Here is a 24,291-nt window from a genome sequence, read left to right as displayed (position 1 = left end):
GAACCATTGACATGAAGAAGACAGCATCATGGACCACGGCAGCTATATTTTTGATAGCCACCTGTGCATTACCCGCTAGCGCAAAGCCCGAAAATCAACCCAAACCGGCGGCCCCGAAAGCACATGCCAAAGCCGGCCAGGCCCACCAGGGGCGGGCCAGTGCCAAGGCCCCGGTGCTCTACGCATCGCGCCCTGAGGCCATGGACTTTGCCGACGACCTGGCCACACGGCGGGACCTGGACCGCGAGTGGGTGCGCCAGGCCATCGGGCAGGCGCATTTCTTGCCGCAGGTGCCCCGCCTCATGCTGCCGCCCGCCAAGGGCACGGCCAAGAACTGGCGCGTGTACCGCAGCCGCTTCATCGACCCCATCCGCATCCGTGCAGGCGTGCGGTTCTGGCAGGAGAACCAGGCCACGCTGGAGCGTGCCGAGCGCGAGTTTGGCGTGCCCGCCGAGATCATCGTGGGCATCATCGGGGTTGAGACCATCTACGGCCAGCAGATGGGTACCTTCCGTGTGATGGACGCGCTGGCCACGCTGGCGTTCGACTTCCCTGCAGCCCACCCGCGCGCCAAGGAGCGCACCGAATTCTTCCGCCGCGAGCTGGAGCAGTTCCTGAGCCTCACCAACCGCAGCAACACTGACCCGTTCGAGCCGCGCGGCAGCTATGCCGGCGCCATGGGCCTGGGCCAGTTCATGCCATCGAGCTGGGTGCGCTACGCGGTGGACTTTGATGGCGACGGCCGCGTGGACCTGTTCAAGAGCCCGGCCGACGCCATCGGTTCGGTGGCCAACTACTTCCGCGGCCACGGCTGGACGCCCGGCATGCCCACGCACTTTGGGGTGCAGTTCGACAATGCGCGCCTGAAGCTGGACGACCTGCTCGCCCCCGACATCCTGCCCACCTTCAGTGCCGCCAGCATGTTGGCCAAGGGCGCTGTGCTGGATGCCCACGGCGTGCAGCACACGGGCCCGCTGGCGCTGGTGGAACTGCAAAACGGCAACGATGCGCCCAGCTACGTGGCAGGCACCGAAAACTTCTACGCCATCACGCGCTACAACTGGTCAAGCTACTACGCCATGGCCGTCATCGAGCTGGGGCGCGAGGTGGCGGCGGCGCGCTGACCGCTGCCCCACCGCTGCGAGCCACTCGCTGAACGGCGCAACCCGGGGGTTTCTGCGGGCTCGGAGCCCCCGCCCAGCACACTTGTGCAAGTCAGTCCACAATGCCCGGCTTTGACCGCTTGCACAGCGGCCCGGCCACGGCGGAACGCCCTGGCCCTCCCAGAGAACCCTCCCAATGCCTGCATCACCTTCTCCAGCACCCGACACGGACGCCATCGTCCGTGTACGCGGCCTGAGCAAAACCTACGCCGGCGGCTTTCAGGCACTCAAGAACATCGACCTGGACATCCGGCGCGGCGAGATCTTTGCCCTGCTGGGGCCCAATGGCGCGGGCAAGACCACGCTGATCAGCGTGATTTGTGGCATGAGCAATGCCACGGCGGGGTCCGTCACGGCCGATGGGCACGACACGGTGCGCGACTACCGCGCAGCCCGCGCTGCCATTGGCCTGGTGCCCCAGGAGCTGCACACCGACTCGTTCGAGACGGTGTGGGCCACGGTGAACTTCAGCCGGGGGCTTTTCGGCAAGGCCCCCAACCCCGCGTACATCGAGAAAATCCTCAAGGACCTTTCGCTGTGGGACAAGAAGGACAACAAGATCCTCGCGCTGTCGGGCGGCATGAAACGCCGCGTGCTGATCGCCAAGGCACTGTCGCACGAGCCCAAAATCCTGTTCCTGGACGAGCCCAGCGCCGGCGTGGATGTGGAGCTGCGCCACGACATGTGGCGCCTGGTGCGGGAACTGCGTGACGCGGGCACCACCATCATCCTGACCACCCACTACCTGGAAGAAGCCGAGGACATGGCCGACCGCATCGGCGTGATCCGCAAGGGCGAGTTGATCGTGGTGGAAGACAAGGCCGTGCTGATGCGCAAGCTGGGCAAGAAAGCGCTGGCCATCACGCTGCAGCAGCCCATGGCGCAAGTGCCCGCACCGCTCGCCCGCTGGCCTCTGGCCCTGAGCCAGGGCGGCACCGTCCTGACGTACACCTTCGACACGCAGCAGGAAGACACCGGCATCGCCGCCCTGCTGCGCGCCCTGACCGAGCACGGCATCGACTTCAAGGACCTGCACTCCAGCGAAAGCTCGCTCGAAGACATCTTCGTCAGCCTGGTGCACCAGGACAAGGTCCCAACCCCTTCGCCCCAGAAAGCGATCCCAGCATGACCGGTGTGAACCTGCATGGCGTGCGCGCCATCTACCGCTTCGAAATGAACCGCGCCTTCCGCACCTGGATGCAGAGCCTCATTGCGCCCGTGCTCACCACCGCGCTGTACTTCATCGTCTTCGGCTCCGCCATTGGCTCGCGCATGGGCGACATCGGCGGGGTGAGCTATGGCGCCTACATCATCCCCGGCCTGCTCATGCTGTCGCTGCTCTCCGAAAGCATCTCCAACTCGGCCTTTGGCATCTACATGCCCAAATGGTCGGGCACCATCTACGAACTGCTGAGCGCGCCGGTCAACTGGGTGGAGGTGCTGCTGGGCTACGTGGGTGCGGCAGCCAGCAAGTCGCTGCTGGTGTCGGTGCTCATCCTGTCCACCGCCCGGGTGTTCGTTCCGTACGAGGTGGCGCACCCCGTGTGGATGGTGGGCTTTTTGGTGCTCACTGCCGTCACGTTCTGCCTGTTCGGCTTCCTCATTGGCCTGTGGGCGGACAGCTTTCAAAAGCTGCAGGTCATCCCGCTGCTGGTGATCACGCCGCTTACCTTTCTGGGTGGGGCGTTTTACAGCATCAGCATGCTGCCACCGTTCTGGCAGACCGTCTCGTTGTTCAACCCGGTGGTCTATCTCATCAGCGGGCTGCGGTGGGCGTTCTATGGCCATGCCGACGTGCACATCGCGGTGAGCACCAGCATGACGCTGGTGTTCATGACCCTGTGCCTCACCGTGGTGTGGTGGGTGTTCAAGACCGGCCACCGCATCCGGCGCTGAGCGCAATCACCTCGGTCGCCCCGACAGCCCGGGGCGGACCCAGGCATCAGTAGCGCAGTATCAATAACGCTGCATCTGGCAGCTGTGCGGCTGCTGCGCCTTGGCGGCTGCAATCTGCCGCACCACGCGGAAGCCGTAGCCCGAGCCTTCCACGTCGAACTTCACGCCGGGCGCACCTTTCTTGTCCATCACGCCCACCGCCAGCGCCTGCTGGAACTGGTGGTCAGCCGCACGCATGGTGCCGCCCTGGCCGGCCAGTTGCACATTGGCCGATTCCATCTGGCGCGCAACGGCCACCACATCGGTGCTGCCTGCACGCTCGATGGACTGGGCCAGCGCCTCCACCATCAGCTGCATGCGCATGTGCACATAGTCATCCTGCGGCTTGGGGAAGCGTGTGCGGAAGGATTGGTAGAACGCCTCGCTCTGCGCACCCGGCACGTTGGGCAGCCAGTCGGCCACGGCCACCACCTTGCCAATGCCCGCGTCGCCAATCGCGGCGGGAGCGCCCAGCGCGTTGCCGTAGAAGGTGTAGAAGCTGCCCTCGTAGCCCACATCCCGCGCGGCCTTGACCAGCAGCGTGAGGTCGTTGCCCCAGTTGCCAGTGACCACGGCCTGCGCGCCGCTGGTCTTGATCTTGACGGCATAAGGCGCAAAGTCCTTCACGCGGCCGATGGGGTGCAGCTCTTCGCCCACCACGGCCACATCGGGGCGCTGGGCGGCCAACTGCTTCTTGGCCTCGCGCAGCACGGCCTGGCCAAAACTGTAGTCCTGGCCGATGAGGTAGACGCTCTTCAAGGCCTTGTCCTCGCGCATCACCTCCATCAGCGCGGCCATGCGCATGTCGGCATGGGCATCAAAACGGAAGTGCCAGAAGCTGCACTTCTCGTTGGTAAGGATGGGGTCCACCGCCGAGTAGTTGAGGAACAGCACGCGCTTGTTCGGCTCGCGCTCGTTGTGCTTGTTGATGGCCTCGATCAGCACGGCGGCCGTGGACGACGAATTGCCCTGCAGGATGACCTGCACACCATCGTCAATCGCGGCGCGCAGGGCAGACAGGGCTTCTTCGTTCTGGCCCTTGCTGTCGTAGCGCTCCAGCACCAGCGGGCGGGGGCCGCCGCTGCTGGCAGGCAGCTGCACGCCGCCGCGTGCGTTCACGCGCTCCATGGCCCAGTAGATATTGCGGTACACAGCCTCGCCCGTGTTGGCAAAAGGGCCCGACAGGCTTTCGATGAGCGCCAGCTTGACCGGCCTGGCCTGGGCCACGGCTGCCGAGGGCGGGGTCTGTGCTTGCGCGGCAGGCGCCAACGCCACGGCGCCTGCAAGGGCCACTGCGGCTGCCCAAACGGTGTGACGTAATGCCGCAGCGCCTGATTTCAAGCCCACAGATTGCAATTTATTCATGGCATTTTTCCCTTGAAATGCGGCGTGGCCGCACACACCTCTCTGCCATGCGGCGACCACGTCGAGAGCCGCGCAGTGTATAGGAGTTACCCATGATCTTCGCCCCCGTGATCCGCCGCGCCGCTTATGCCCAAGCCCCCCGTTCCGCCGACCTGGCGCTGCAACGTTTTCTGATGGGCGCGCTGGCACAGCCTGCCGCAGCACCCGCTGCGGGCTGCACCGTGACGCAGGACGAAAAGGCCACCACCTTGCAGCTGGACGTCCCCGGCCTCGCCCGCGAACAGCTCTCGATCAGCATTGAAGGCCAAGTGGTGCAGGTGCAAAGCGTGGAAGGCGCACCGCGCAAGGTGCAGCGTGCGTGGGAGCTGCCCACCGAGATCGATGCCAGCGCCAGCACCGCCAAGCTGGAAAACGGCGTGTTGACCCTGACGCTGGTCCGCCTGGAGCCCGTGAGCAAGGCCACCACGCTGACCATTCACTGAAGCCAGCCGCTCCCAAGGCGATGGCGCATGACGGCCATCGCTATATTTTCAATAGCAATCAAGGCATGATGCACTAGCGCTTCATGCCTTTTTTGCTTGTTTTTTCTTCCAGGGCACCCGGTCAGGCGCCATTCGGCAGCCCACGGCCCTGCTCACTCGTGCCGTAGCGCATCGATGGGGTCCATGCGCGCCGCGCGCCGCGCCGGGAAGTAGCCAAACACCACACCGATCCCGGCCGAAAACACAAACGACAACAGGTTCACGCCAGGGTTGAACAGGTAGGGCACGCCCATCAGCCCCGACAGCGCGAGCGACGCGCCTGTGGCCAGCACGATGCCGATGAGCCCGCCCAGCGCGGCCAGCACCACGGCCTCGATCAGAAACTGCAGCAGCACCTCGCGTTCCAGTGCGCCGATGGCCAGGCGCAGGCCGATCTCGCGCGTGCGCTCGGTCACGCTGACCAGCATGATGTTCATGATGCCGATGCCGCCCACCAGCAGGCTCACGGCGGCCACGGCGCCCAGCAGCGTGGTCAGTACCTTGGTGGTGCCCGAGAGCGTGTCTGCCAGCTGCTTGGTGTCCAGCACGTTGAAGTTGTCTTCGTCCGAATCCGACAGCTTGCGCAGCTCGCGCAGCAGTTGCGTGAGGCTGGCCTTCACCCGCTCGGGGTCGCTGCCGTCCTTCATCGACACCAGCAGCGTGTTCACCCGCGTGTTGCCGGTGATGCGGCGCTGCAGCGTGCGCAGCGGCACCAGCACGGTGTCGTCCTGGTCGTTGCCAAACGCACCCTGCCCTTTGGACGCCAGCACGCCCACTACTTCGCAAGAAAACGCCTTCACGCGCAGCTGGCCGCCCACGGCATCGGCCGTGCCAAACAACTCGCGCCGCACGGTCTCGCCAATCAGGCACACGGCGGCACCGGCGCGCAATTCGGCGTCGGTAAACACGCGACCCGTGCGCACCGTCCAGTTGCCGGTCTCCAGCCAGGCGTTGGTGCTTCCAATGACGCTGGTCGTCCAGTTGCGCCCGCCCACCACCGCCGTGGCGGCGGCGCGCGCCTCGGGCGCCACGGCCAGGATGCCGCCGATCTGCTGCGCGATCACGTCGGCATCGGTGTCCTTGAAGGCCGGGGCGCCCGTGCCGCCGCCGGGCCCCATGCGCTGGCCGGGGCGCACCTGCAGCAGGTTGGTGCCCAGGCCCGATATCTGGTTCTGGATGGCCAGGGTGGCGCCGTTGCCCAGCGTGACCATGGTGATCACCGCGCTCACGCCGATCACGATGCCCAGGATGGTGAGGAAGGAGCGCATGAGATTGCGCCGGATGGAGCGCAGCGCCAGCAGCAGGGTGTTTAGCAACATCAGTGGCCTCCCGCATCCGAACCGGCCACCGCCGGCTGGGCCGATGCCGCATCAGCATCCAGACCCTTGGGGTGTGGGTTGGCTGCATCGCTGTCCACCACGCCATCGACAAACCGCACGATGCGCCGCGCGTACTGCGCCATGTCGGGCTCGTGCGTGACCATCAGCACGGTGATGCCGTGGTCCACGTTCAGGCGCCAGAGCAGTTCCATGATCTCGACACTGCGCTGGGTGTCGAGGTTGCCGGTGGGCTCGTCGGCCAGCAGCACATCGGGCTCGGTGACGATGGCGCGCGCAATGGCCACGCGCTGCTGCTGCCCGCCCGACAGCTCGGCGGGTGTGTGGTGTTCCCAGCCCTTGAGGCCCACCGCTTCCAGCGCCCGCGCCGCTGCCGCATGGCGCGCGGTGGCAGACTCGCCCCGGTACAGCAGGGGCAGCTCCACATTCTCTTGCGCCGAGGTGCGCGCCAGCAGGTTGAAGCCCTGGAACACAAAGCCAAAGTAGCGCCGCCGCAGCCGTGCCCGCTCGTCGCGCGAGAGCGACTCCACATGCACGCCCTTGAACAGGTATTCGCCCGTGGTGGGCCGGTCCAGGCAGCCCAGCGTGTTCATGGCCGTGGACTTGCCCGAGCCGCTGGGGCCCATGATGGCCACAAAGTCGCCCTGCGCAATGTCCAGGTCCACGCCCTTGAGCGCCTGAAAGGCCAGCGCCCCTTCGCCATAGACCTTGGTCACGCCACGCAGGCGGATGATGGGGGTGTCGCCCGCCACGCTCATGGCTTGGCCCCTGCCGCGCGCTGATCGGTGATCACGGCCATGCCGGGCGTGAGGCCCTCGCCCGTGACCTCGGTATGGCGGCCATCGCTGATGCCCACCTGCACATCGATGGGCTTGGCGGCACCGTCCTGCAGCACCCACACCTGCCGCGTCTTGCCCGCGCCATCGCCCGCCTCGCCCCCCGCACCCGGTTTGCGTGGGCCCGATCCAGACCGTGGCATGCGCGGCATGAGCTGCGACATGATGCCGCCACCACTGCCGCTGCCCGACGCGCCGGGCTTGGCGCCACCCGCCCCGGGCTTCGCATCGGCCCCTGCGGCCTGCGCAGGCGTGAAGCGCAGCGCCGTGTTGGGCACCAGCAGCACATTCTTGCGTTCAGTGGAAGTGATAGTGGCCGCCGCCGTCATGCCAGGGCGCAGGCTCATGTCGCTGTTGTTCACCTCCAGCCAGGTGATGTAGGTGACCACGTTGTCCGTCTTGGTGGAGCCAAACGAGACGCGCGTGACCTGGGCCGGGTAGCGGCGCGAGGGATAGGCGCTGACCGTGAAGCTCGCGTCCTGTCCCACCTTGACCGAGCCCACATCGGCTTCGTCCACGCTCACATCCAGCCGCAGCCGCGTGAGGTCTTCGGCCACGGTGAACAGCGTCACCGCTTGCAGCGATGCGGCCACCGCGTTGCCGGGCTCCACCGTGCGGGTCAGCACCACGCCGTCGATGGGCGAGCGGATGGAGGCCTTGGACAGGTTGGTCTCGTCGGTGGACAGCGCAGCGCGTGCGTCTTCCACCGTGGCGCGGGCGCTGGTTTCATCGGCGCGGGCGCGGTCGAGCGTGGCGCGGCCTGCGTCCAGCTCGGCAGCGGAGGGCACCTTGCCGCCGGACAGGCGGGCCACTTCTTCGAGCCGGCCAAAGTTGGCAATGGCCTCCTTGGTGGTGGCCACGGCCTGGGCCAGGCGGGCCTGCGCCGACGCCAGCGAGGCGCGCGAGCGCAACACTTGCGATTCAAGCTTGGCGGTGTCCAGCTCTACCAGCAGCTGCCCCTTCTTGACCTTGTCGTTCACATCCACCAGCACCTTGCGCACGGTGCCCGACAGCTCGCTGCCAATGGTGACCGAGCGCGTGGGCTGCAGCGTGCCGTTGGCCGACACGGTGAGTGTGAGATTGCCCCGGCGCAGCTCTTCGGTGACATAGGTGGGTGCAGTGCCGGCGCTCTGGCGCGACTGCCAGGCATACAAGCCACCGCCCACCACCACGAGCGCGATCACCCCCAGCCACATGGTAGTGCGCTGCCACCAGCGGCGGGGACGGTCTGCCCCCAGCAAGGCGCTCAGGTCAGAGGGGGCGGCTTTGGCGGTTGCAGGAGAAGCGGAGGTGTCGGTATTTGGCATGGGGCGTGAATCAGAAAATGGGGGCTGGCAGGCGATGGGGTGGGCGTGTGGAAGGGCTTGTCAGCTGTTCATTCGGCTACCGCCCAGCCGCCGCCCAGCGCCTTGTAGAGGCGCACATGGTCTGCCGCGACGGCAGCGGTGGTGGTGGCCACGCTCTCTTGCGTGGACAGCAGCGTGCGCTGCGTCTCCAGCACCGCCTGAAAGTCAATCAATCCGCTGCTGTAGCGCTGCTGCGCCAGCAGTGCGGCGTTGCGGGCGGCGTCTGCGGCGGCCGTCAGTCGCTCCAGCTTTTCCCTATCGCCACGCAAGGACACCAGCGCGTTCTCCACATCCTGCAGGGCCGTGAGCACGGTGGCTTCGTAGGCTACACGGGCCTGCTCCAGCGCTGCAGACTGCACGCGCACCTGGGCGCGGGCGGCGCCCCCATCCAGCAGCGGGATGGACACGCTGCCCAGCAAGGCACTGGTCACCGCACCGCCGCCCGACAGGGCGCCCAGGGTGAGGGCACGCAGGCCCAGCGAGCCACCGAGGGAGAAGCTGGGGTAGCGCGCCGCATCGGCCTGCGACACGCGCGCCAGGGCGGCTGCAATGCGCTGCTCGGCCGCACGCACATCGGGGCGTTGGCGCAGCGTCTCGGCCGGGATTGCCAGCGCCAGTTCTGCGGTGGGCTGCGGCACGGGCGCACCGGTGGCCAAGGTTGCATCAAGCGCGCCGGGCACCTGGCCTGTCAGAACGGCCAGGCTGTAGCGCGACTGAGCCAGGCTGGCTTCCAGGCTGGGAATCTGCGCGGCGGTCTGCTCGGCCGCTGCACGGGCCTGCTCGGTGACGAGCGAGGTGGTGAGCCCGGCCTGCAGGCGCCACTGCGTGATCTGCAAGGTCTCCTGCTGGCTGGCCAGGTTGCTGCGCGCAATGGCCAGGCGCTGCTGCAGCCCGCGCAGCTCGATGTAGTTGACGGCCACCTCGGCCGCCAGCGACACCTGAACGTCAGCCAGGCTGGCCTCGGCCGCGCGGGCGTCAGCCTCGCTGGCGCTCACGCCGCTGCGCAGGCGGCCAAACACATCGGGCTCCCAGCTCGCATCAAAACCGGCCTGGAAGGTGTTGCCCGTGCTGTTGCTGGCCCGGCTGCGCTGCGCCGAAGCCGACGCACCTACGCTGGGCAGCAGGCCGGCCGACTGCACATCCACCTGCGCACGCGCCTGCTGCAGCGCGGCCTGGGCGGTGCGCACGCTGCTGTTGGCGCGCAAGGCTTGCTCGACCAGCGAGGTAAGCACCGCATCGTCAAACCGCTGCCACCACTGGGCCAGGGATGTAGCCGTAGCCCCTTGCGCTGTGCCGTTGCCCCCCGCAGACCAGGCCGGGGGAACGGCCACTGCGGGCAATGCGCGATCCGTGGGTGCCAGGCTGGCACACCCAGCGGTGGCTAGCACGCACAAAAACAAAGCCGTTTGCCTCCACGGCACAGCACGCAAAGGTTGCGCTGCGCGGGCAGTGGGTGTGCCGGTAGAGGCAAGTGGGAGAAAACGCATGGGCAATGGCTACGCAGGGGAAAACTCCATTGTGAGCAGCGATTGCGCCAACAACGTACCCACTGGGTCAAGCCCGCGTAAAGAATTGATGCAAGGCAAAGGTCACGCCACTGCATGCCGACGCATACGCATGCATAGAGCGGGTGAGCGTGCTTTACCGCGCAGACGGCCCCACACGCAAGGGGCCGGGGTGCCGCTCAGTGCGCGAGCCGCGACTCGTCCCGCAACAGCACCACCGGCGCCAACCCGCGGGCCCGGTATTCGCTGGGGCTGCACCCCACATGCGAGCGGAACGCCCGGCTGAAATGCGCGCTGTTGCTGAAGCCCCAGGACAACGCAATGTCGGTGACCGAGCGCTGCGCATGCGCCGGGTGGCGCAGGTCGCGCAGACAGGCCTCCAGGCGGCGGCGCTGGATCATGGCGGCCAGGGTTTCCTCGTCATCGGCCACCGCGTTGTACAGGTGCCGCTTGCTGCAGTTGAGCGCCTGGGCCATGCGGTCGATGGTGAGGTCGGGGTCGCCCAGGTGCCGGTCGATGTATTGGCTGATGCGGTCACGCAGGGCCTCACGCTGCGACAGCAGGCTCTGCTGCCCGTTGCGCTCCAGCAGCGAAAGCTGCACCAGGTGCGTGATCACGTCGGCCACGCCATCGGCGGCTGCGTCCGACATGGTGGGCAGCTCGGCAAACGCGGCGCGCATGGTGTCCCAGGCCAGCCGCGACACGCCACTGGTGCCCGAGAACCGCTGCACCATCAGGTCATCGAGCTTGAGCTTGCGCTCGGGCAGTTGTTCCTTCGGGATCATCAGCACCATCTGGCGCACGGCCTCGGGGTTGCTCACGGCATAGGCGCGTGTGGTGTCGTACACGCTCCACTCACCCGGCGACAACCATACCTGGCGACCGTTCTGCTCAAAGCACGCGCGCCCTTCGAGCTGGGCCACCACCTTGATGTAGGCCCGGTCGCTGCCCCGAATGAGGCTGGGGGTGCGCACCACGCGGTGGCGGCTCACGTCCAGCTGACACAGGTTCACATAGCCCGCCTGGCCCGAGGTAATGTGGCCTGCAAAGGCATCGTCACCAAACGCGTCGGACTCCAGCCCGCCAATCAGGCGCCACACCGCATCGCCCCAGAGGTGCAGGCGGTCGCGCGCAGGCACGGCGTCGGTGGATACCTCGGTCAGGGGATGGGCCATGGTGTCTCCAGTGCGGGTTGCGCAAGCCTGATGGTTATGCGGCTGAATTATCGGATGCCCCGTTACCCCGTGCCACCGAGGGAAATCCGGGTAAACCCGCTGCCGCCTGCACGCAGAGGCAAGCGTTTTGTGCACGCTGAGCGCAGCGCGCATGAGCGCGTCTGCCTACGATTCCCGGCACGGCGTGCACCACGCAGGCCCCATCCGAGGAGACACACAATGACAGCACACCAACCCTCCAAGCGCCAGTGGATCAAGGGCGCCGCCGCCACGGTCGGCACCCTGGCCGTGGCACCCCAGCTGTGGGCCCAGGGCAACAGCGCGGCATCCGTGCGCATCGGTTATGCCATTGCCCGCACGGGCCCCTGGGCGGCCGGTGCCCAGGTCAGCCAGGAGCCCAACTACCTGCTGTGGGCCGAGCAAGTGAACGCAGCGGGCGGCCTGAGCGTGAAGGGCACCAAGCGCCCCATCGAACTCATAGGCTACGACGACCGCAGCGAGACCGAAACCTGCGTGCGCACCTACGAAAAGCTGATGGGCAGCGACAAGGTGGACCTGATCCTGCCGCCCTGGGGCTCGGGTGCCAACTTCGCCATCGCGCCGCTGGCCAACCGCTTCGGCTACCCGCTGCTGGCACCCACGGCGCTGTCGCGCAAGCTCATCGACATGAACCTGCCCTACTTCTTCTCGCTGCTGCAGCAGCCCGACAAGATGATGGGTGCGCTGGTGGACATGCTGGTGGCCAACAACGTCAAGACCATTGCCATCGTCTACATGGACGACCTGTTTGGCCTGGAGAACTTCGCCGCGCTGAACAACGCGCTCAAGAAGACCAGCATCCAGGTGCTGGAGCGCAAGAGCTACCCGCTGGGCGTGAAGGACCTGGCGCCCGTGCTGCGCGGCATCAAGGACCAGAACCCCGACGCCTTCATCGGCATCACCTACCCGCCCGACACCATCCTGGCCAGCCGCCAGGCGCGCGAGGTGGGCCTGAACCCCAAGTTCTTTTACGCATCGGTGGGCACGGCCTTCCAGCTGTACAAGAACGTGATGCAGGCCAACACCGAAGGCGTGATCGGCATGGGCTCGTGGAGCGTGAAAACCAGCCCCGAGGCCAAGGCGTACTTCGACGCGCACGTGAAGAAGTTCAACAAGGAGCCCGACCGCTGGGCCAGCGGCCATGCCTGGGCAGGCCTGCAGATCCTGCAGCAGGCCGTGGAGAAGGCGGGCCTGGACCGCAAGGCCCTGCGCGAGCACATCGCCAAGAACGAGTTCCAGACCATCCTGGGCGGCATCCGCTTCCAGGGCAGCGAGAACGCGTCCATCCCCGGCACCGTGAGCCAGTGGCAGGGCAGCGACTTCGAAGTCGTGTGGCCCAAGGACCGAGCCACCGCGCAGTTGAACACCGCGAAACCAGCCTGGAAATAACAAAGTGTCTCTGACTTCCTGGGCCGAACTGGTCGCCAGTGGCCTCATTACCGGTGGCATCTATGCGCTGGTGGCCATGGGCCTGAACCTGCAGTACGGGCTGATGCGCATCATGAACATCTCGCATGGCGAGTTCCTGATGCTGGGCGCATTCCTCACCTGGTCCGCGCACACCCTGTGGGGCATCTCGCCGCTGCTGCTCATGCCGCTGGCTTTCATCGCGCTGTTTGCGCTGGGCGTGGTGGTGCATGCGCTGTGCTTCAAGCGCCTGGCCGCCCGCGCACCCAATGTGGATGTGTTCGAGGCGCGCAGCCTGATGGTGGGCTTTGGCCTCATGTTCCTGGTGCAGAACACTGCCCTGCTGATCTGGGGCGGCGATCTGCGTGGCTATGAATACCTGGCCGACCCGGTGCAGATTGCAGGCATGCGCTTCACTGAAAACAAGCTGGTGCTGTTTGGCGTGGCACTGGCGCTGTCGGCCGCGCTGATCGCGCTGCTCAAGCTCACGCTGCTGGGCAAGGCGGTGAGGGCGCTGATGCAGTCGCCCACGGGCGCGCAGCTGGTGGGCATCAACACGCGGCGCCTGCACCCGATGATGTTTGGCATTGGCCTAGGCCTGTCGGGCGTGGCGGGTGCGCTGCTGTCCATGACGTATGAGATTTCTCCGTCGATGGGTGAGCCCTATACCGTGACGGCGCTGATCGTGATCACGCTGGGCGGCTTTGGCAGCCTGGCGGGCAGTCTGGCCGGTGGCTTGCTGCTCGGCGTGGTCGAGGCTTTGGGTATGCACTTCAGCAGCCCGTCTCTCAAGATGCTGCTGAGCTATGCAGTGTTCATCGGCGTGCTGATCTGGCGCCCCAACGGACTGTTCTCCAAAAAATGACTTCCCTTCATTCCAACAAGCCTTGGCTGGCCTTGGCAGCGGGGGTGGCGGTGGTCGCCACCCTGCCCTGGCTGGTGTCCGAGTTCGCCACCTCGGTGCTGCTCAGCTGCCTGATGTACATCGCGCTGGCCACCAGCTGGTCGCTGTTCTGCGGTGCCACCCGCTACCTCTCACTCGCCACGTCGGCTTTCTTCGGCATTGGTGCTTACACCAGCGCCACGCTACTGGGCGTACTGCCCTGGCCGCTGGTGATTCTGAGCGGCGCACTGATCGCCACCATCGTGGCCGTGGTGATGGGGGCTGCCGTCCTGCACCTGCGCGGCACCTACTTTGCGGTGCTCACCTTCGGCATGACGGAGTTGATCCGCCATGCCGTCACCTTTGTCGAAAAGCAGGTCTCTGGCACCGTGGGCCGCGTGCTCACGGTGGTGCCCAGCAACGAGACGGTTTACCTCACGGTGCTGCTGATCGCGGCGGCGGCCATTGCCACCGCCATTGCCATCCAGCGCAGCCGCTTTGGCCTGGCGCTGTCGGGCATCGGCGCCGACGAGCAGCGCGCCCAGACGCTGGGCGTGGACACGCGCCTGGCCAAGATCGCGGGCTTTGGCATCACCGCCGCCTTTGCAGGCGCCGTGGGCGCGGCCATGGCCGTGCGCTGGACCTACATCGAGCCCGCAGCCGTGTTCAGCCCCTTTATCGGCTTCCAGACGGTGCTGATCGCGTTGATTGGCGGCGCGACCAGCATTGGCGGCCCCATCCTGGCGGCCATCGTGTTCAGCCTGCTGGCCGAAACCCTGCGCCTGCAGCTGCCTTACGGCTACATGGTGGTGTTGGGCCTGCTGCTGATTCTGTGCGTGATGTACTTGCCCAATGGCCTGGCCACGCTGTGGCAACGGCGCAAGCCTGCTGCGGAGGCGCACCATGGCTGAAGCACTTTTGACCATTGACAGCGTGACCGTGCGCTTTGGTGGCCTGACTGCCGTGGATGGCGTGAGCGCCACGCTGCACACGGGCGAACTGATCGGCATTATCGGCCCCAACGGTGCGGGCAAGACCACATTCTTCAACGCCATCTCGGGCGTGCAACCGCCTACCTCGGGCACGCTGCACTGTGGTGCCGACAACCTGACCGGCAAGGGCCCGCACCACTACGCGGCCCACGGCATTGCTCGCACCTTCCAGACGCCGCGCGTGTTCCCTGACATGACGGTGCGCGACAACGTGCGCTTTGGCATGCAGTTCGCGGGTCGCCACCGCCAGGGGCCCGAGGGCCTGCGCAGCGAGGGCGAGATCCTGGCCATGCTGGGCCTGGCGCACCTGGCCGACCGCCCCGCTGCCGACGTGACGCCGTCGCAGCAGCGTCTGCTGGAGATCGGCATGGCGCTGGGCACACGCCCGCGCCTGTTGTTGCTCGACGAGGTGGCCGCGGGCCTGACAGAAGCGGAGGTCGATGCCATGGCCCAGCGCATCCGCCGCCTGCGCGACGACTGGGGCCTGACCGTGGTGTGGATCGAGCATGCGGTGACCACGCTGCTCCAATACGTGGAGCGCGTGCTGGTGCTACACCAGGGCCGCAAGATTGCCGACGGCACACCCGCCGAGGTGGTGCGCGACCCACAGGTGATCGAAGCCTATCTGGGTGACGAGATGACCCACAACGCAGAGCAAGGAGCCACGGCATGAGCGGCGCACACCTCACCGTGCAGAACCTGACCACGGGCTACCACGGCTTTCAGGTGCTGCAGGACCTGGCACTGGAAGCCGCGCCCGGCATCACCGTCATCGTGGGCCCCAACGGCGCGGGCAAAACCACGTTGCTCAAGGCCCTGGCGGGCCTGCTGCCGCGCCAGGGCACGGTGACGCTCGACGGCCAGGCCGTGCCTGCGATAAACGCCACGGCCTGCGTGCAACGCGGCCTGGCGCTGGTCGCCGAAGGTCGCCAGCTGTTCCCGCAGATGACGGTGACAGAAAACCTGGAGCTGGGCGGCTGGCTGGTGCCGTCACGCGTGCGCGCCGAGCGGTTGCACCAGGCGTTTGAAGACTTTCCCCGCCTCAAGGAACGCGCCCATCAACTGGCCGGCACCATGAGCGGCGGCGAGCAGCAGATGGTGGCCGTGGCCCGCGCCATGATGAGCGGCCCGCGCCTGTTGATGCTGGACGAGCCCTCGCTGGGCTTGGCGCCACGCATGGTCGATGAGCTGCTAGCCATCGTGCAGCGCATTGCCGCGCAGGGCGTTACGGTGCTCATGGTGGAGCAAAACGTGCGCAAGGCACTGCAGGTGGCCCAGCGCGGCTATGTGCTGGAGCGCGGGCGCATCGTGGCGTCCGGCGAGGCATCGACCCTGCTGCAGTCCGACGTGGTGCGCCAGGCCTATCTCGGCGTCGCCTGACTACCTTTTCCCCCCTTTTTCATCTTTTTCATCTTTTCTTTTCAGGAGTTTTCATCCATGACTGCCATTTCCATGCTGATCAACGGCGAGCGCGTGCAAGCCACCGGCGGCGCCACGTTTGAGCGTCGCAACCCGCTCGATGGCTCGGTAGCCACCACGGCCCCTGCCGCCAGCGTGGCCGACGCCAAGGCCGCTGCAGACGCAGCCGCCAAGGCCTTCCCGGCCTGGTCCGCCCTGGGCCCCAACGCGCGCCGCGCGCTGCTGCTCAAGGCGGCACATGCGCTGGAGGCCCGCACGGCCGACTTTGCGGTGGCCATGGCGGCCGAGACCGGCGCGTCGGGCATGTGGGCGGGCTTTAACGTGCACCTGGCTGCAGGCCTGCTGCAGGAAGCCGCCGCCCTGACCACGCAGATTGCAGGAGAAGTGATTCCGTCCGACGTGCCCGGCAGCCTGGCCATGGGCGTGCGCCAGGCAGCGGGTGTGGTGCTGGGCATTGCACCGTGGAATGCGCCGGTCATCCTGGGTGTGCGCGCCATCGCCACGCCGCTGGCATGCGGCAACACGGTGATCCTGAAGGGGTCGGAGCTGTGCCCCGCCACACACGGCCTCATCATCGAAGCGCTGCAGGAAGCTGGTTTGCCTGCTGGCGTGGTGAACTTTGTGACCAACGCTCCGGCGGATGCAGGCGCTGTGGTCGAAGCCATCGTGGCTCATCCGGCAGTGCGCCGCGTCAACTTCACCGGCTCCACCAAGGTGGGTCGCATCATTGCGCAGACCTGCGCCAAGTACCTCAAGCCCGTGGTGCTGGAGCTGGGCGGCAAGGCCCCCCTGCTGGTGCTGGACGATGCGGACATCGATGCTGCCGTCGCAGGCACCGTGTTCGGCGCATTCGCCAACTCGGGCCAGATCTGCATGTCCACCGAACGCATCATTGTGGACAACGCGGTGGCAGACGCGTTCGTGGCCAAGCTGGGCGAGCGCGCCAAGGCTCTGCCCCTGGGCGACCCGCGCAAGGGCCCGGTGGTGCTGGGCTCGGTGGTGGACATGGCCACGGTGCACCGCTGCAACGCCCTCATCGACGACGCACTGTCCAAGGGCGCCAAGCTGGTCTGTGGCGGCAAGAGCGACAGTACCTTAATGAAGGCCACGGTGCTCGACCATGTGACGGCCGAGATGGACATCTACCGCGAAGAATCGTTCGGCCCCGTGAAGCCCGTGGTGCGCGTGAATGGTGTCGAGGAAGCCGTTGCCTGCGCCAACGACAACGAGTTCGGCCTGTCATCCGCCGTGTTCAGCCGCGATGTGGCCAAGGCGTGGAATGTGGCCGCACGCATCGAGTCGGGCATCTGCCACGTCAACGGCCCCACGGTGCATGACGAAGGCCAGATGCCTTTTGGCGGCGTGAAAAGTTCGGGCTATGGCCGCTTTGGTGGCATGGCGGGCGTGCGCGAGTTCACCGAGTTGCGCTGGATCACGGTGCAGACGACACCCCGCCACTACCCCTTCTGAAAATAAAAAAAGATAGCTGCTAACGCTTGCTGGACAGGCGGTAGCGGCCTTTTTTATTCAGATCATCAAACCGTGATCGCATCCAGCGGCCAGCGCGGCTTCACGTCAAAGGCGTAGTCGGTGTTGGCCTGCTGCTGCCCGGCCTGCAGGCGCATCGCAGCAGCCATGGCAATCATGGCGCCGTTGTCGGTGCACAGGTGCAGCTCAGGGTAGTGCACGCGCACCTTGGCCGCGGCGCAGGCCGCATTGAGTTGCGCACGCAGATGCCGGTTGGCCCCTACGCCACCGGCGACCACCACACGTTTCAGGCCGGTCTGCTTGAGCGCAGCCAGCGTCTTCTTCACCAGCACTTCGACAATCGCAGCCTCGGTGCTCGCCGCCAGGTCGGCCTTGCGTGCTTCCAGTTCATCGCCCAGCTTCTTGGCCTGCGTGAGCACCGCTGTCTTGAGCCCGGCAAAAGAGAAGTCGAGATTGCCGCTGTGCAGCAGCGGGCGTGGCAGCTTGAAGGCCGTGGCATCGCCCTGCTCAGCCAAGCGCGACAGCGCAGGGCCACCGGGGTAGCCCAGGCCCATGAGTTTGGCGGACTTGTCGAACGCCTCGCCAGCCGCATCGTCAATGGTCTCACCCAGGATCTCGTAGCGACCCACTCCATCCACCCGCATCAGCTGCGTGTGGCCGCCCGAGACGAGCAGGGCCACAAAAGGGAACTCTGGCGGGTCGGCGCTGAGGAAGGGTGACAGCAGGTGCCCCTCCAGGTGGTGCACGCCCAGCACCGGCTTGTTGAGCGCTGCGCCCAGCGCGCAGGCCACGCCCGCGCCTACCAGTAGCGCACCCGCCAAGCCCGGGCCGCGCGTGTAGGCCACCACGTCCACATCGGCCAGCGACTGGCCGGACTCGGTAAGCACCTGCGTGGCCAGTGGCAACACGCGGCGGATGTGGTCACGGCTGGCCAGCTCGGGCACCACACCACCATAGGCCTGGTGCATCTCGATCTGACTGTGCAGCGCGTGCGACAGCAGCGTAGGCACGGCATTGCCCGTGGAACGGACCAATGCCACGCCCGTCTCGTCGCACGAAGATTCAATACCCAGGATCAGCAAGCTCATGCCCCGAGTGTAAAACCCGGGGCCGATCCGTCCCGGAGGGCTGTTTACCAGCGGTCCGACCGCATGCGCAACTCCCAGTTGCCGCTGCGCAGCTCATACACACCCACGGCACCGTAGCGCTGCTCGCCCTTCTCATCCCAGGTCATGGTGCCAATCACTGGGGCATAGCCGTTGATGCTGTGCAGGGCCTTGGTGATTTCCTTGGGGTCGGCGGACTTGGCTTTCTGGATGGCCGCCGAAAGCACATACGTGCTGTCGTAGCTGTAGTGGCCACCGTAGGCCGGAGGCTTCTTGAAGGCGGCGATGTACTTTTCAAGGAAGGGCTTGCCGGTGGTGAACTCCTTGGCTTCCAGCACTGGCGAGGTGGCGTACAGCCCCTGCACGATGCCCGCGCCCTTGGTCATGTCGGTGGTCTTGATGGTGTCGCCACCCAGCAGGCTGACCTTGGTGTGGTCTACCTTCTTGAGCGCTTCGAGCAGCGCCAGGGCCTGGAAGTCGTTGAGGGTAGAGACAATCACCTCCACGTTGGCGGCCTTGAGCTCACCGGCCAGCTCGTCGAAGGCCACGGTCTTGTCGTCGAACGACTTGCGCACCACCACTTCCTTTTTCTCGGCCTTGAGCTGTTCGGCAGCGCCATCGGCGAGGCCCTTGCCGTACGGGGTGCCGTCGTCCAGCGCGGCGTAGCGGTTGGCGCCCAGCTGCGTGGCCGCAAAGGAGCCGATGGCGCGCGCCTGCAAGGTGTCATTGGCCACCATGCGGAACGTGGTGGGGAACCCGAGCTGCGTGAACTTGGGATTGGTGGAGATGGCGATCTGTGGAATGTCTTTGGCAGCGTAGATGGGTGCGGTCTCGATGCTCACGCCCGAGTTGAGGTGGCCCACGACGGCTACCACGCCCGCATCCACCAGCTGCTGGGCGACCGCCTTGCCGGTGGTGGCGTCGGCCTTGTCATCCACGGACACCACCTCCAAGGTCACGCGCTTGCCGTCCACGGTGTAGCCGGACTTGTTGAGTTCCTCCACCGCCAGCTTCACGCCATTGAGCAGATCCTGCCCCAGGGCGCCCAGCGGGCCGCTCAAGGGCTGTGCAACACCAATTTTGATGGTGTCCGGCACCTTGCCGCATCCGGTCAGGAGTGCAGCAGTCGCCACTGCGGTCAAGGCCAGGCTGGCCGAGAAGCGGCGCCGGTTCATGTGCTTGTTCATGCAAAAAACTCCATTTCAGTGTGTCTGTGTGACCAGATGTATATGCGACGCTCCGCTGGGTGAGCTACCGGGTATGCCCTCCCACGGTGTCAGTATTAGCAACTTTCAGGCCCCACAACGGGGGCCAGGGCACCCAGGCGTGGCGGGCCTGGGGCCGGTATGGGCCCTGCGTGAAAGCCCATCGCAACGGCGCTCTGGGGCCGTGCACCACCCCGGCGCACCAATTTGTGGCGTAAAAATTGCTTATGCTTACGGGTATGAATGAGGCTTTGCGCATCGTGGTGGTTGCCCCGGATCTGGCAGTCGCCGACCCTGACGACGAACACGCCATGGAGCAGGCGGAACGGTCGCGGGCGCTGCGCATCGGGCTGCTGGAGAACAACTTCAACCTGGTGGCCACGCTGCCCGCCGACGTGTTTCTGAGCGAGCGCATTGCCCAGCTGCAGCCTGACCTGATCATCGTGGACGCCGAGAGCGAAGCCCGCGACGCGCTGGAGCATGTGGTGATGGCCACACGCGACGAACGCCGCCCCATCGTGATGTTCACCAACGATGAAGACACCTCGCACGTGAAGGACGCGGTGGCGGCCGGTGTGTCTGCCTACATCGTGGCGGGCTTGGCACCGCAGCGCATCCGCCCCATTCTGGACGTGGCCATGGCCCGCTTCCAGCACGAACAGGCCTTGCGCGCCGAGCTGGCCGACGCCAAGACCGAGCTCAAAGACCGCAAGACCATCGACCGCGCCAAGGGCCTGTTGATGCAGCGCCAGGGCCTGACCGAACAGGCCGCCTACGAAAAGCTGCGCAAGACCGCCATGGACAAGGGCCTGAAGCTCGTGGACGTGGCTCAGCGCATGCTGGACGTGATGGATCTGCTGGGGTAAAACCAGAGAACAACCCCCTGAGCGGCTGCGCCGCTTCCCCCTTCTCTCGAATGATTGCGTCATTCGGGAAGGGGGACGATGCCCTCGCTGCGGTGCGGCCCTTGCTTGGCATCCCTCGCCTGGGCCGCGCCCAATTCCAAGGCCCCTCCCAAATGGTGCGCCGCACAAAGGCAGTGCGACCACACTGATCACAACAAGAACACCCCTGCTGCAAGCCCCGCAGGCGTGTAGCGCTTATTGATCAAGCGCTGACAGCTATCTATTCCATAGCAACCAACGCTCCAACATGGCGCAGCGCACGCTGGCACGCGCTTTGCATTGCACAGTGCAAGACCAATGCAGGTCTGACCACTGACAGCACTGACCCAACGGCGGGCCGGTGCTGGCAAGGAGCCCCGGACCCGTTCCAGGCTCCACCCAGGACAAAGGCGTCCCCACCCGCTCCCGGCGTTGCTTTGATGCAGCCAGGCGCGGTGTGAGGACGCCTTTTTTGTTTTTCACGCCACCAGGGATGCCCCATGACCGATCTGTTGAAAACCAGCCTCAACCGCCGCACCGTGCTGCAGGCCGCCACCGTGGGCGCTGTGGGTGTAAGCCCCGCGCTGCGCGCGCTCGTCCACGCAGCGGGCTCCGACGCCCCCGAGAAGAAGGAAGTCAAGATCGGCTTCATCCCGCTGACCGACTGCGCCAGCGTGGTCATGGCTTCGGTGCTGGGCTTCGACAAGAAATACGGCGTCACCATCGTCCCCAACAAGGAAGCCAGCTGGGCCGGCGTGCGTGACAAGCTGGTGAACGGCGAACTGGACTTTGCCCATGTGCTCTACGGCCTGGTCTATGGCGTGCATCTTGGCACCGCTGGCCCCAAGAAGGACATGGCCGTGCTGATGAACCTGAACAACAACGGTCAGGCCATCACCCTCTCCAAGGCCCTGGCCGACAAGGGTGCGGTGGATGGCCCGTCCCTGGCCAAGCTCATGGCCAGCGAGAAGCGTGAATACACATTTGCGGGCACCTTCCCCACAGGCACCCACGCGATGTGGATGCACTACTGGCTGGCAGCGGCGGGCATCAACCCGCTATCGGGTGCCAAGCTCATCACCGTGCCCCCGCCGCAGATGGTGGCCAACATGCGCGTGGGCAACATGGACGGCTTTTGTGTGGGCGAGCCCTGGAACCACCGCGCCATCATGGATGGCATTGGCATCACGGCCAACACCACGCAGGACATCTGGAAGGACCACCCCGAGAAGGTGCTGGGCACCACGGCCGAGTTCGTCAAGAAGTACCCCAACACCACGCGCGCCGTGATGATGGCCGTGCTCGAAGCCAGCCAGTGGATCGACGCCAGCCTGTCCAACAAAATGAAGATGGCCGAGACCGTGGCCGGCAAGGCGTATGTGAACACGGGCGTGGATGCCATCAACCAGCGCATCCTGGGCCGCTACCAGAACGGTCTGGGCAAGACCTGGGACGACCCCAACCACATGAAGTTCTTCAACGACGGCGCGGTGAACTTCCCCTACCTGTCGGACGGCATGTGGTTCCTGACCCAGCACAAGCGCTGGGGCTTGCTGAAGAGCCACCCCGACTACCTGGCCGTGGCCAAGGAGGTCAATCAGGTGGACCTCTACAAGTCAGTGGCCAGCGCCATGAAGATCAGCGTGCCCAAGGATGTGCTGCGCACCAGCAAATTCATCGACGGCGTGGTGTGGGACGGCAAGGACCCCGCCAAGTACGCCGACGGCTTCAAGATCAAGGCCTGACGGCAACCCTGCCCCAGCGCCCGCCCGGCCACCCCGCAAGCAAGCCCTGCACAGGAGAAAACCATGGTCAGTGCCGTCTTTCACTCCCCGTTGGATGCAGCCCCCGTGGCCGCACAGAATGCTATGAATACTGTAGCTGCAAGCGCATCATCCACTAGCGCAAGAAGCCAAAAGGCTGCGATATCTGCCCCCAAGGCACCTGCAACGCCCTCCAGCGTGGCCACTGGCCGCGACTGGTCCGCCCTCTCGCGCAGCTTCTGGCTGGCCGTGCTGCCGCCGCTGTGTGGCCTGGGCCTGCTCATCGGCCTGTGGGCGGTGGTCTCCACCACCACGGGCGGCAGCATCCCCAGCCCCAAGGACACCTGGTTACAGGCGCTGGAAGTGTTCAGCAACCCCTTCTACCGCAACGGCCCCAACGACCAAGGCGTGGGCTGGAATGTGCTGATGAGCCTGCAGCGCGTGGCCATCGGCTTCGGCATGGCGGCGCTGGTGGGCATTCCGGCGGGGTTTGTGATCGGACGCTTCAACTTCCTGTCGCGCATGTTCAATCCGCTCATCAGCCTGCTGCGCCCAGTGTCGCCGCTGGCGTGGCTGCCGATCGGTCTGCTGGTCTTCAAGGGCGCCAACCCGGCGGCCATCTGGACCATCTTCATCTGCTCCATCTGGCCCATGATCATCAACACCGCCGTGGGTGTGCAGCGCGTACCGCAGGACTACATGAACGTAGCGCGCGTGCTCAACCTGAGCGAATGGAAGATCGCCACCAAGATCCTGTTCCCCGCCGTGCTGCCCTACATGCTGACCGGTGTGCGCCTGGCCGTGGGCACCGCGTGGCTGGTGATCGTGGCGGCCGAGATGCTGACCGGCGGCGTGGGCATCGGCTTCTGGGTGTGGGACGAGTGGAACAACCTCAACGTCAAGAACATCATCATCGCAATCTTCGTGATCGGCATCGTCGGGCTGCTGCTGGAGTTTGCACTCATCAAGCTGGCCACCGCATTTACGTTTGAAGAGGTGAAAGCATGAAGACGACAGCTCCATCCACCCACCCTTCCATGAGCACCAAGTTCATCGAGATCCACGGCGTCGAGCAGACCTTCAAGACGGCCAAGGGCCTGTTCCCGGCGCTGCGCGACATTCACCTGACGATTGCCAAGGGCGAGTTCGTGGCGCTCATCGGCCACTCGGGCTGCGGCAAGTCCACCTTGCTCAACCTGATTGCCGGCCTGACCACGCCCACCAACGGCGCGCTGCTGTGCGCCAACAAGGAGATCAAGGGCCCGGGGCCGGAGCGCGCGGTGGTGTTCCAGAACCACTCGCTGCTGCCCTGGCTCACCTGCTTTGACAACATCTACCTGGCCGTGGAGCGCGTGTTTGGCGCCAAGGAAACCAAAGCCCAACTCAAGGCCCGCACCGACGCCGCACTGGCGCTGGTGGGCCTGACCCACGCGGGGCAAAAACGCCCCGGTGAAATCTCGGGCGGCATGAAGCAGCGCGTGGGCATCGCCCGGGCCCTGAGCATGGAGCCCCAGGTGCTGCTGATGGACGAGCCCTTCGGCGCGCTCGACGCCCTGACCCGCGCCAAGCTGCAGGACGAGTTGCTGGAGATCGTGGCGCGCACCCAAAGCACCGTGGTGATGGTGACCCACGACGTGGACGAAGCCGTGCTGCTGTCCGACAAGATCGTGATGATGACCAACGGCCCGGCCGCCACGATTGGCGAGGTGCTGACCGTGGACTTGCCCCGCCCCCGCAAGCGCGTGGAGCTGGCCGAGGACCCGCAGTATGTGCACTACCGCAAGGCGGTGATCGACTTTCTGTACACGCGCCAGGGGCACGTCGAAAAAGCCGCTTGAGCGGCCGGTCAGCAGCGCACCCGGCCGCCCAAAACAAAAGGGCTCTGACCAGATCGGTCAGAGCCCTTTTTCGCTGTGTCCGCT

Annotated in this window: 22 protein-coding genes; 14 read left to right on the top strand and 8 right to left on the bottom strand. The window is 65.9% G+C overall.

From position 1 onward, the window contains the following. Positions 1-11: 11 nt before the first annotated feature. The 3 genes from mltB (at position 12) to AC04MI_RS10110 (ending at position 3,059) form a co-directional block, all read left to right on the top strand. Entirely contained in the window at positions 12-1,124 is a 1,113-nt protein-coding gene (mltB, locus tag AC04MI_RS10120) for a lytic murein transglycosylase B (RefSeq protein ID WP_436077868.1), read from the top strand. A gap of 175 nt (positions 1,125-1,299) precedes the next feature. After that, positions 1,300-2,292, top strand: a complete 993-nt coding sequence (locus tag AC04MI_RS10115; RefSeq protein ID WP_056058370.1) for an ABC transporter ATP-binding protein — start codon at positions 1,300-1,302, stop codon at positions 2,290-2,292. A 5-nt stretch (positions 2,293-2,297) separates the two neighbouring features. After that, a complete protein-coding gene (locus tag AC04MI_RS10110; RefSeq protein ID WP_436077888.1) occupies positions 2,298-3,059 on the top strand; it encodes an ABC transporter permease in 762 nt (253 codons plus the stop codon). Positions 3,060-3,119: 60 nt separating this feature from the next. On the opposite strand, the gene AC04MI_RS10105 is transcribed toward AC04MI_RS10110, so the two are convergent. Continuing rightward, positions 3,120-4,463: a branched-chain amino acid ABC transporter substrate-binding protein gene (locus AC04MI_RS10105; protein WP_436077867.1), complete on the bottom strand. Its 1,344-nt coding sequence runs from the start codon at positions 4,461-4,463 to the stop codon at positions 3,120-3,122. Positions 4,464-4,555: 92 nt separating this feature from the next. Here AC04MI_RS10105 and AC04MI_RS10100 point away from each other — a divergent pair, with 92 nt between their 5' ends. Next, positions 4,556-4,945 carry an Hsp20/alpha crystallin family protein gene (locus tag AC04MI_RS10100; RefSeq protein ID WP_099730807.1) on the top strand — a complete coding sequence of 130 codons (390 nt, stop codon included), beginning with the start codon at positions 4,556-4,558 and terminating at the stop codon, positions 4,943-4,945. Positions 4,946-5,097: 152 nt separating this feature from the next. On the opposite strand, the gene AC04MI_RS10095 is transcribed toward AC04MI_RS10100, so the two are convergent. The 5 genes from AC04MI_RS10095 to AC04MI_RS10075 form a co-directional block, all read right to left on the bottom strand. Continuing rightward, a complete protein-coding gene (locus AC04MI_RS10095; RefSeq protein WP_436077866.1) occupies positions 5,098-6,303 on the bottom strand; it encodes an ABC transporter permease in 1,206 nt (401 codons plus the stop codon). After that, a complete protein-coding gene (locus tag AC04MI_RS10090; RefSeq protein ID WP_436077865.1) occupies positions 6,303-7,079 on the bottom strand; it encodes an ABC transporter ATP-binding protein in 777 nt (258 codons plus the stop codon). The genes AC04MI_RS10095 and AC04MI_RS10090 overlap by 1 nt, the downstream gene beginning before the upstream one ends. Then, positions 7,076-8,464 carry an efflux RND transporter periplasmic adaptor subunit gene (locus AC04MI_RS10085; protein ID WP_436077864.1) on the bottom strand — a complete coding sequence of 463 codons (1,389 nt, stop codon included), beginning with the start codon at positions 8,462-8,464 and terminating at the stop codon, positions 7,076-7,078. The genes AC04MI_RS10090 and AC04MI_RS10085 overlap by 4 nt, the downstream gene beginning before the upstream one ends. A gap of 68 nt (positions 8,465-8,532) precedes the next feature. Continuing rightward, entirely contained in the window at positions 8,533-9,891 is a 1,359-nt protein-coding gene (locus AC04MI_RS10080; protein WP_436077863.1) for an efflux transporter outer membrane subunit, read from the bottom strand. Between the two features lie 296 nt (positions 9,892-10,187). Then, positions 10,188-11,183 (bottom strand): AraC-like ligand-binding domain-containing protein, encoded by a 996-nt coding sequence (locus AC04MI_RS10075; protein ID WP_436077862.1) that lies wholly within the window; start codon positions 11,181-11,183, stop codon positions 10,188-10,190. Between the two features lie 219 nt (positions 11,184-11,402). On the opposite strand from AC04MI_RS10075, the gene AC04MI_RS10070 reads away from it, so the two are divergent. The 6 genes from AC04MI_RS10070 to AC04MI_RS10045 are packed head-to-tail and all read left to right on the top strand — an operon-like array spanning position 11,403 to position 17,393. Then, entirely contained in the window at positions 11,403-12,611 is a 1,209-nt protein-coding gene (locus AC04MI_RS10070) for an amino acid ABC transporter substrate-binding protein (protein ID WP_436077861.1), read from the top strand. Positions 12,612-12,615: 4 nt separating this feature from the next. Further along, positions 12,616-13,494, top strand: a complete 879-nt coding sequence (locus tag AC04MI_RS10065; RefSeq protein WP_108498983.1) for a branched-chain amino acid ABC transporter permease — start codon at positions 12,616-12,618, stop codon at positions 13,492-13,494. Beyond that, positions 13,491-14,423, top strand: coding sequence for a branched-chain amino acid ABC transporter permease (locus AC04MI_RS10060; RefSeq protein ID WP_436077860.1), 933 nt, complete (start codon positions 13,491-13,493; stop codon positions 14,421-14,423). Before AC04MI_RS10065 ends, AC04MI_RS10060 begins: the two co-directional genes overlap by 4 nt. Further along, the gene (locus AC04MI_RS10055; RefSeq protein ID WP_436077859.1) at positions 14,416-15,177 is read left to right on the top strand and encodes an ABC transporter ATP-binding protein; all 762 of its coding nucleotides are present in this window, start codon (positions 14,416-14,418) and stop codon (positions 15,175-15,177) included. Before AC04MI_RS10060 ends, AC04MI_RS10055 begins: the two co-directional genes overlap by 8 nt. Further along, the gene (locus AC04MI_RS10050; protein WP_436077858.1) at positions 15,174-15,884 is read left to right on the top strand and encodes an ABC transporter ATP-binding protein; all 711 of its coding nucleotides are present in this window, start codon (positions 15,174-15,176) and stop codon (positions 15,882-15,884) included. Before AC04MI_RS10055 ends, AC04MI_RS10050 begins: the two co-directional genes overlap by 4 nt. A gap of 57 nt (positions 15,885-15,941) precedes the next feature. Next, positions 15,942-17,393, top strand: coding sequence for an aldehyde dehydrogenase (locus AC04MI_RS10045; protein WP_436077857.1), 1,452 nt, complete (start codon positions 15,942-15,944; stop codon positions 17,391-17,393). Between the two features lie 65 nt (positions 17,394-17,458). On the opposite strand, the gene tsaD is transcribed toward AC04MI_RS10045, so the two are convergent. Both tsaD and AC04MI_RS10035 read right to left on the bottom strand, forming a co-directional pair. Continuing rightward, positions 17,459-18,499, bottom strand: a complete 1,041-nt coding sequence (gene tsaD / locus AC04MI_RS10040) for a tRNA (adenosine(37)-N6)-threonylcarbamoyltransferase complex transferase subunit TsaD (protein ID WP_056743997.1) — start codon at positions 18,497-18,499, stop codon at positions 17,459-17,461. Positions 18,500-18,543: 44 nt separating this feature from the next. Further along, positions 18,544-19,704 carry a branched-chain amino acid ABC transporter substrate-binding protein gene (locus AC04MI_RS10035; RefSeq protein WP_056743995.1) on the bottom strand — a complete coding sequence of 387 codons (1,161 nt, stop codon included), beginning with the start codon at positions 19,702-19,704 and terminating at the stop codon, positions 18,544-18,546. A gap of 257 nt (positions 19,705-19,961) precedes the next feature. On the opposite strand from AC04MI_RS10035, the gene AC04MI_RS10030 reads away from it, so the two are divergent. From AC04MI_RS10030 to AC04MI_RS10015, 4 genes are all read left to right on the top strand, one after another. Continuing rightward, a complete protein-coding gene (locus AC04MI_RS10030) occupies positions 19,962-20,588 on the top strand; it encodes an ANTAR domain-containing response regulator (protein ID WP_099730820.1) in 627 nt (208 codons plus the stop codon). Between the two features lie 518 nt (positions 20,589-21,106). After that, the gene (locus tag AC04MI_RS10025; RefSeq protein ID WP_056743994.1) at positions 21,107-22,351 is read left to right on the top strand and encodes a CmpA/NrtA family ABC transporter substrate-binding protein; all 1,245 of its coding nucleotides are present in this window, start codon (positions 21,107-21,109) and stop codon (positions 22,349-22,351) included. Positions 22,352-22,414: 63 nt separating this feature from the next. Further along, positions 22,415-23,377, top strand: a complete 963-nt coding sequence (ntrB, locus tag AC04MI_RS10020) for a nitrate ABC transporter permease (RefSeq protein ID WP_099730821.1) — start codon at positions 22,415-22,417, stop codon at positions 23,375-23,377. Positions 23,378-23,406: 29 nt separating this feature from the next. After that, on the top strand, positions 23,407-24,207 hold the full coding sequence (locus tag AC04MI_RS10015; RefSeq protein ID WP_476497723.1) for an ABC transporter ATP-binding protein: 801 nt from the start codon (positions 23,407-23,409) through the stop codon (positions 24,205-24,207). The last annotated feature ends 84 nt before the right edge of the window (positions 24,208-24,291 follow it).

This window comes from Acidovorax sp. LjRoot204, from assembly GCF_056175785.1.
The sequence above is the reverse complement of the archived record's forward strand: the minus strand, read 5'-3'. Positions and strand labels throughout refer to the sequence as shown.

Excerpts from the sequence above, each read along its gene's own strand:
- AC04MI_RS10105 (WP_436077867.1), bottom strand. The coding sequence starts at position 4,463 with ATGAATAAATTGCAATCTGTGGGCTTGAAATCAGGCGCTGCGGCATTA.
- AC04MI_RS10045 (WP_436077857.1), top strand. The coding sequence starts at position 15,942 with ATGACTGCCATTTCCATGCTGATCAACGGCGAGCGCGTGCAAGCCACC.
- AC04MI_RS10115 (WP_056058370.1), top strand. The coding sequence starts at position 1,300 with ATGCCTGCATCACCTTCTCCAGCACCCGACACGGACGCCATCGTCCGT.
- AC04MI_RS10030 (WP_099730820.1), top strand. The coding sequence starts at position 19,962 with ATGAATGAGGCTTTGCGCATCGTGGTGGTTGCCCCGGATCTGGCAGTC.
- AC04MI_RS10025 (WP_056743994.1), top strand. The coding sequence starts at position 21,107 with ATGACCGATCTGTTGAAAACCAGCCTCAACCGCCGCACCGTGCTGCAG.
- AC04MI_RS10015 (WP_476497723.1), top strand. The coding sequence starts at position 23,407 with ATGAGCACCAAGTTCATCGAGATCCACGGCGTCGAGCAGACCTTCAAG.
- AC04MI_RS10050 (WP_436077858.1), top strand. The coding sequence starts at position 15,174 with ATGAGCGGCGCACACCTCACCGTGCAGAACCTGACCACGGGCTACCAC.
- AC04MI_RS10035 (WP_056743995.1), bottom strand. The coding sequence starts at position 19,704 with ATGAACAAGCACATGAACCGGCGCCGCTTCTCGGCCAGCCTGGCCTTG.
- AC04MI_RS10060 (WP_436077860.1), top strand. The coding sequence starts at position 13,491 with ATGACTTCCCTTCATTCCAACAAGCCTTGGCTGGCCTTGGCAGCGGGG.
- AC04MI_RS10095 (WP_436077866.1), bottom strand. The coding sequence starts at position 6,303 with ATGTTGCTAAACACCCTGCTGCTGGCGCTGCGCTCCATCCGGCGCAAT.
- AC04MI_RS10100 (WP_099730807.1), top strand. The coding sequence starts at position 4,556 with ATGATCTTCGCCCCCGTGATCCGCCGCGCCGCTTATGCCCAAGCCCCC.
- AC04MI_RS10055 (WP_436077859.1), top strand. The coding sequence starts at position 14,416 with ATGGCTGAAGCACTTTTGACCATTGACAGCGTGACCGTGCGCTTTGGT.
- AC04MI_RS10070 (WP_436077861.1), top strand. The coding sequence starts at position 11,403 with ATGACAGCACACCAACCCTCCAAGCGCCAGTGGATCAAGGGCGCCGCC.
- ntrB (WP_099730821.1), top strand. The coding sequence starts at position 22,415 with ATGGTCAGTGCCGTCTTTCACTCCCCGTTGGATGCAGCCCCCGTGGCC.
- mltB (WP_436077868.1), top strand. The coding sequence starts at position 12 with ATGAAGAAGACAGCATCATGGACCACGGCAGCTATATTTTTGATAGCC.
- tsaD (WP_056743997.1), bottom strand. The coding sequence starts at position 18,499 with ATGAGCTTGCTGATCCTGGGTATTGAATCTTCGTGCGACGAGACGGGC.
- AC04MI_RS10090 (WP_436077865.1), bottom strand. The coding sequence starts at position 7,079 with ATGAGCGTGGCGGGCGACACCCCCATCATCCGCCTGCGTGGCGTGACC.
- AC04MI_RS10075 (WP_436077862.1), bottom strand. The coding sequence starts at position 11,183 with ATGGCCCATCCCCTGACCGAGGTATCCACCGACGCCGTGCCTGCGCGC.
- AC04MI_RS10085 (WP_436077864.1), bottom strand. The coding sequence starts at position 8,464 with ATGCCAAATACCGACACCTCCGCTTCTCCTGCAACCGCCAAAGCCGCC.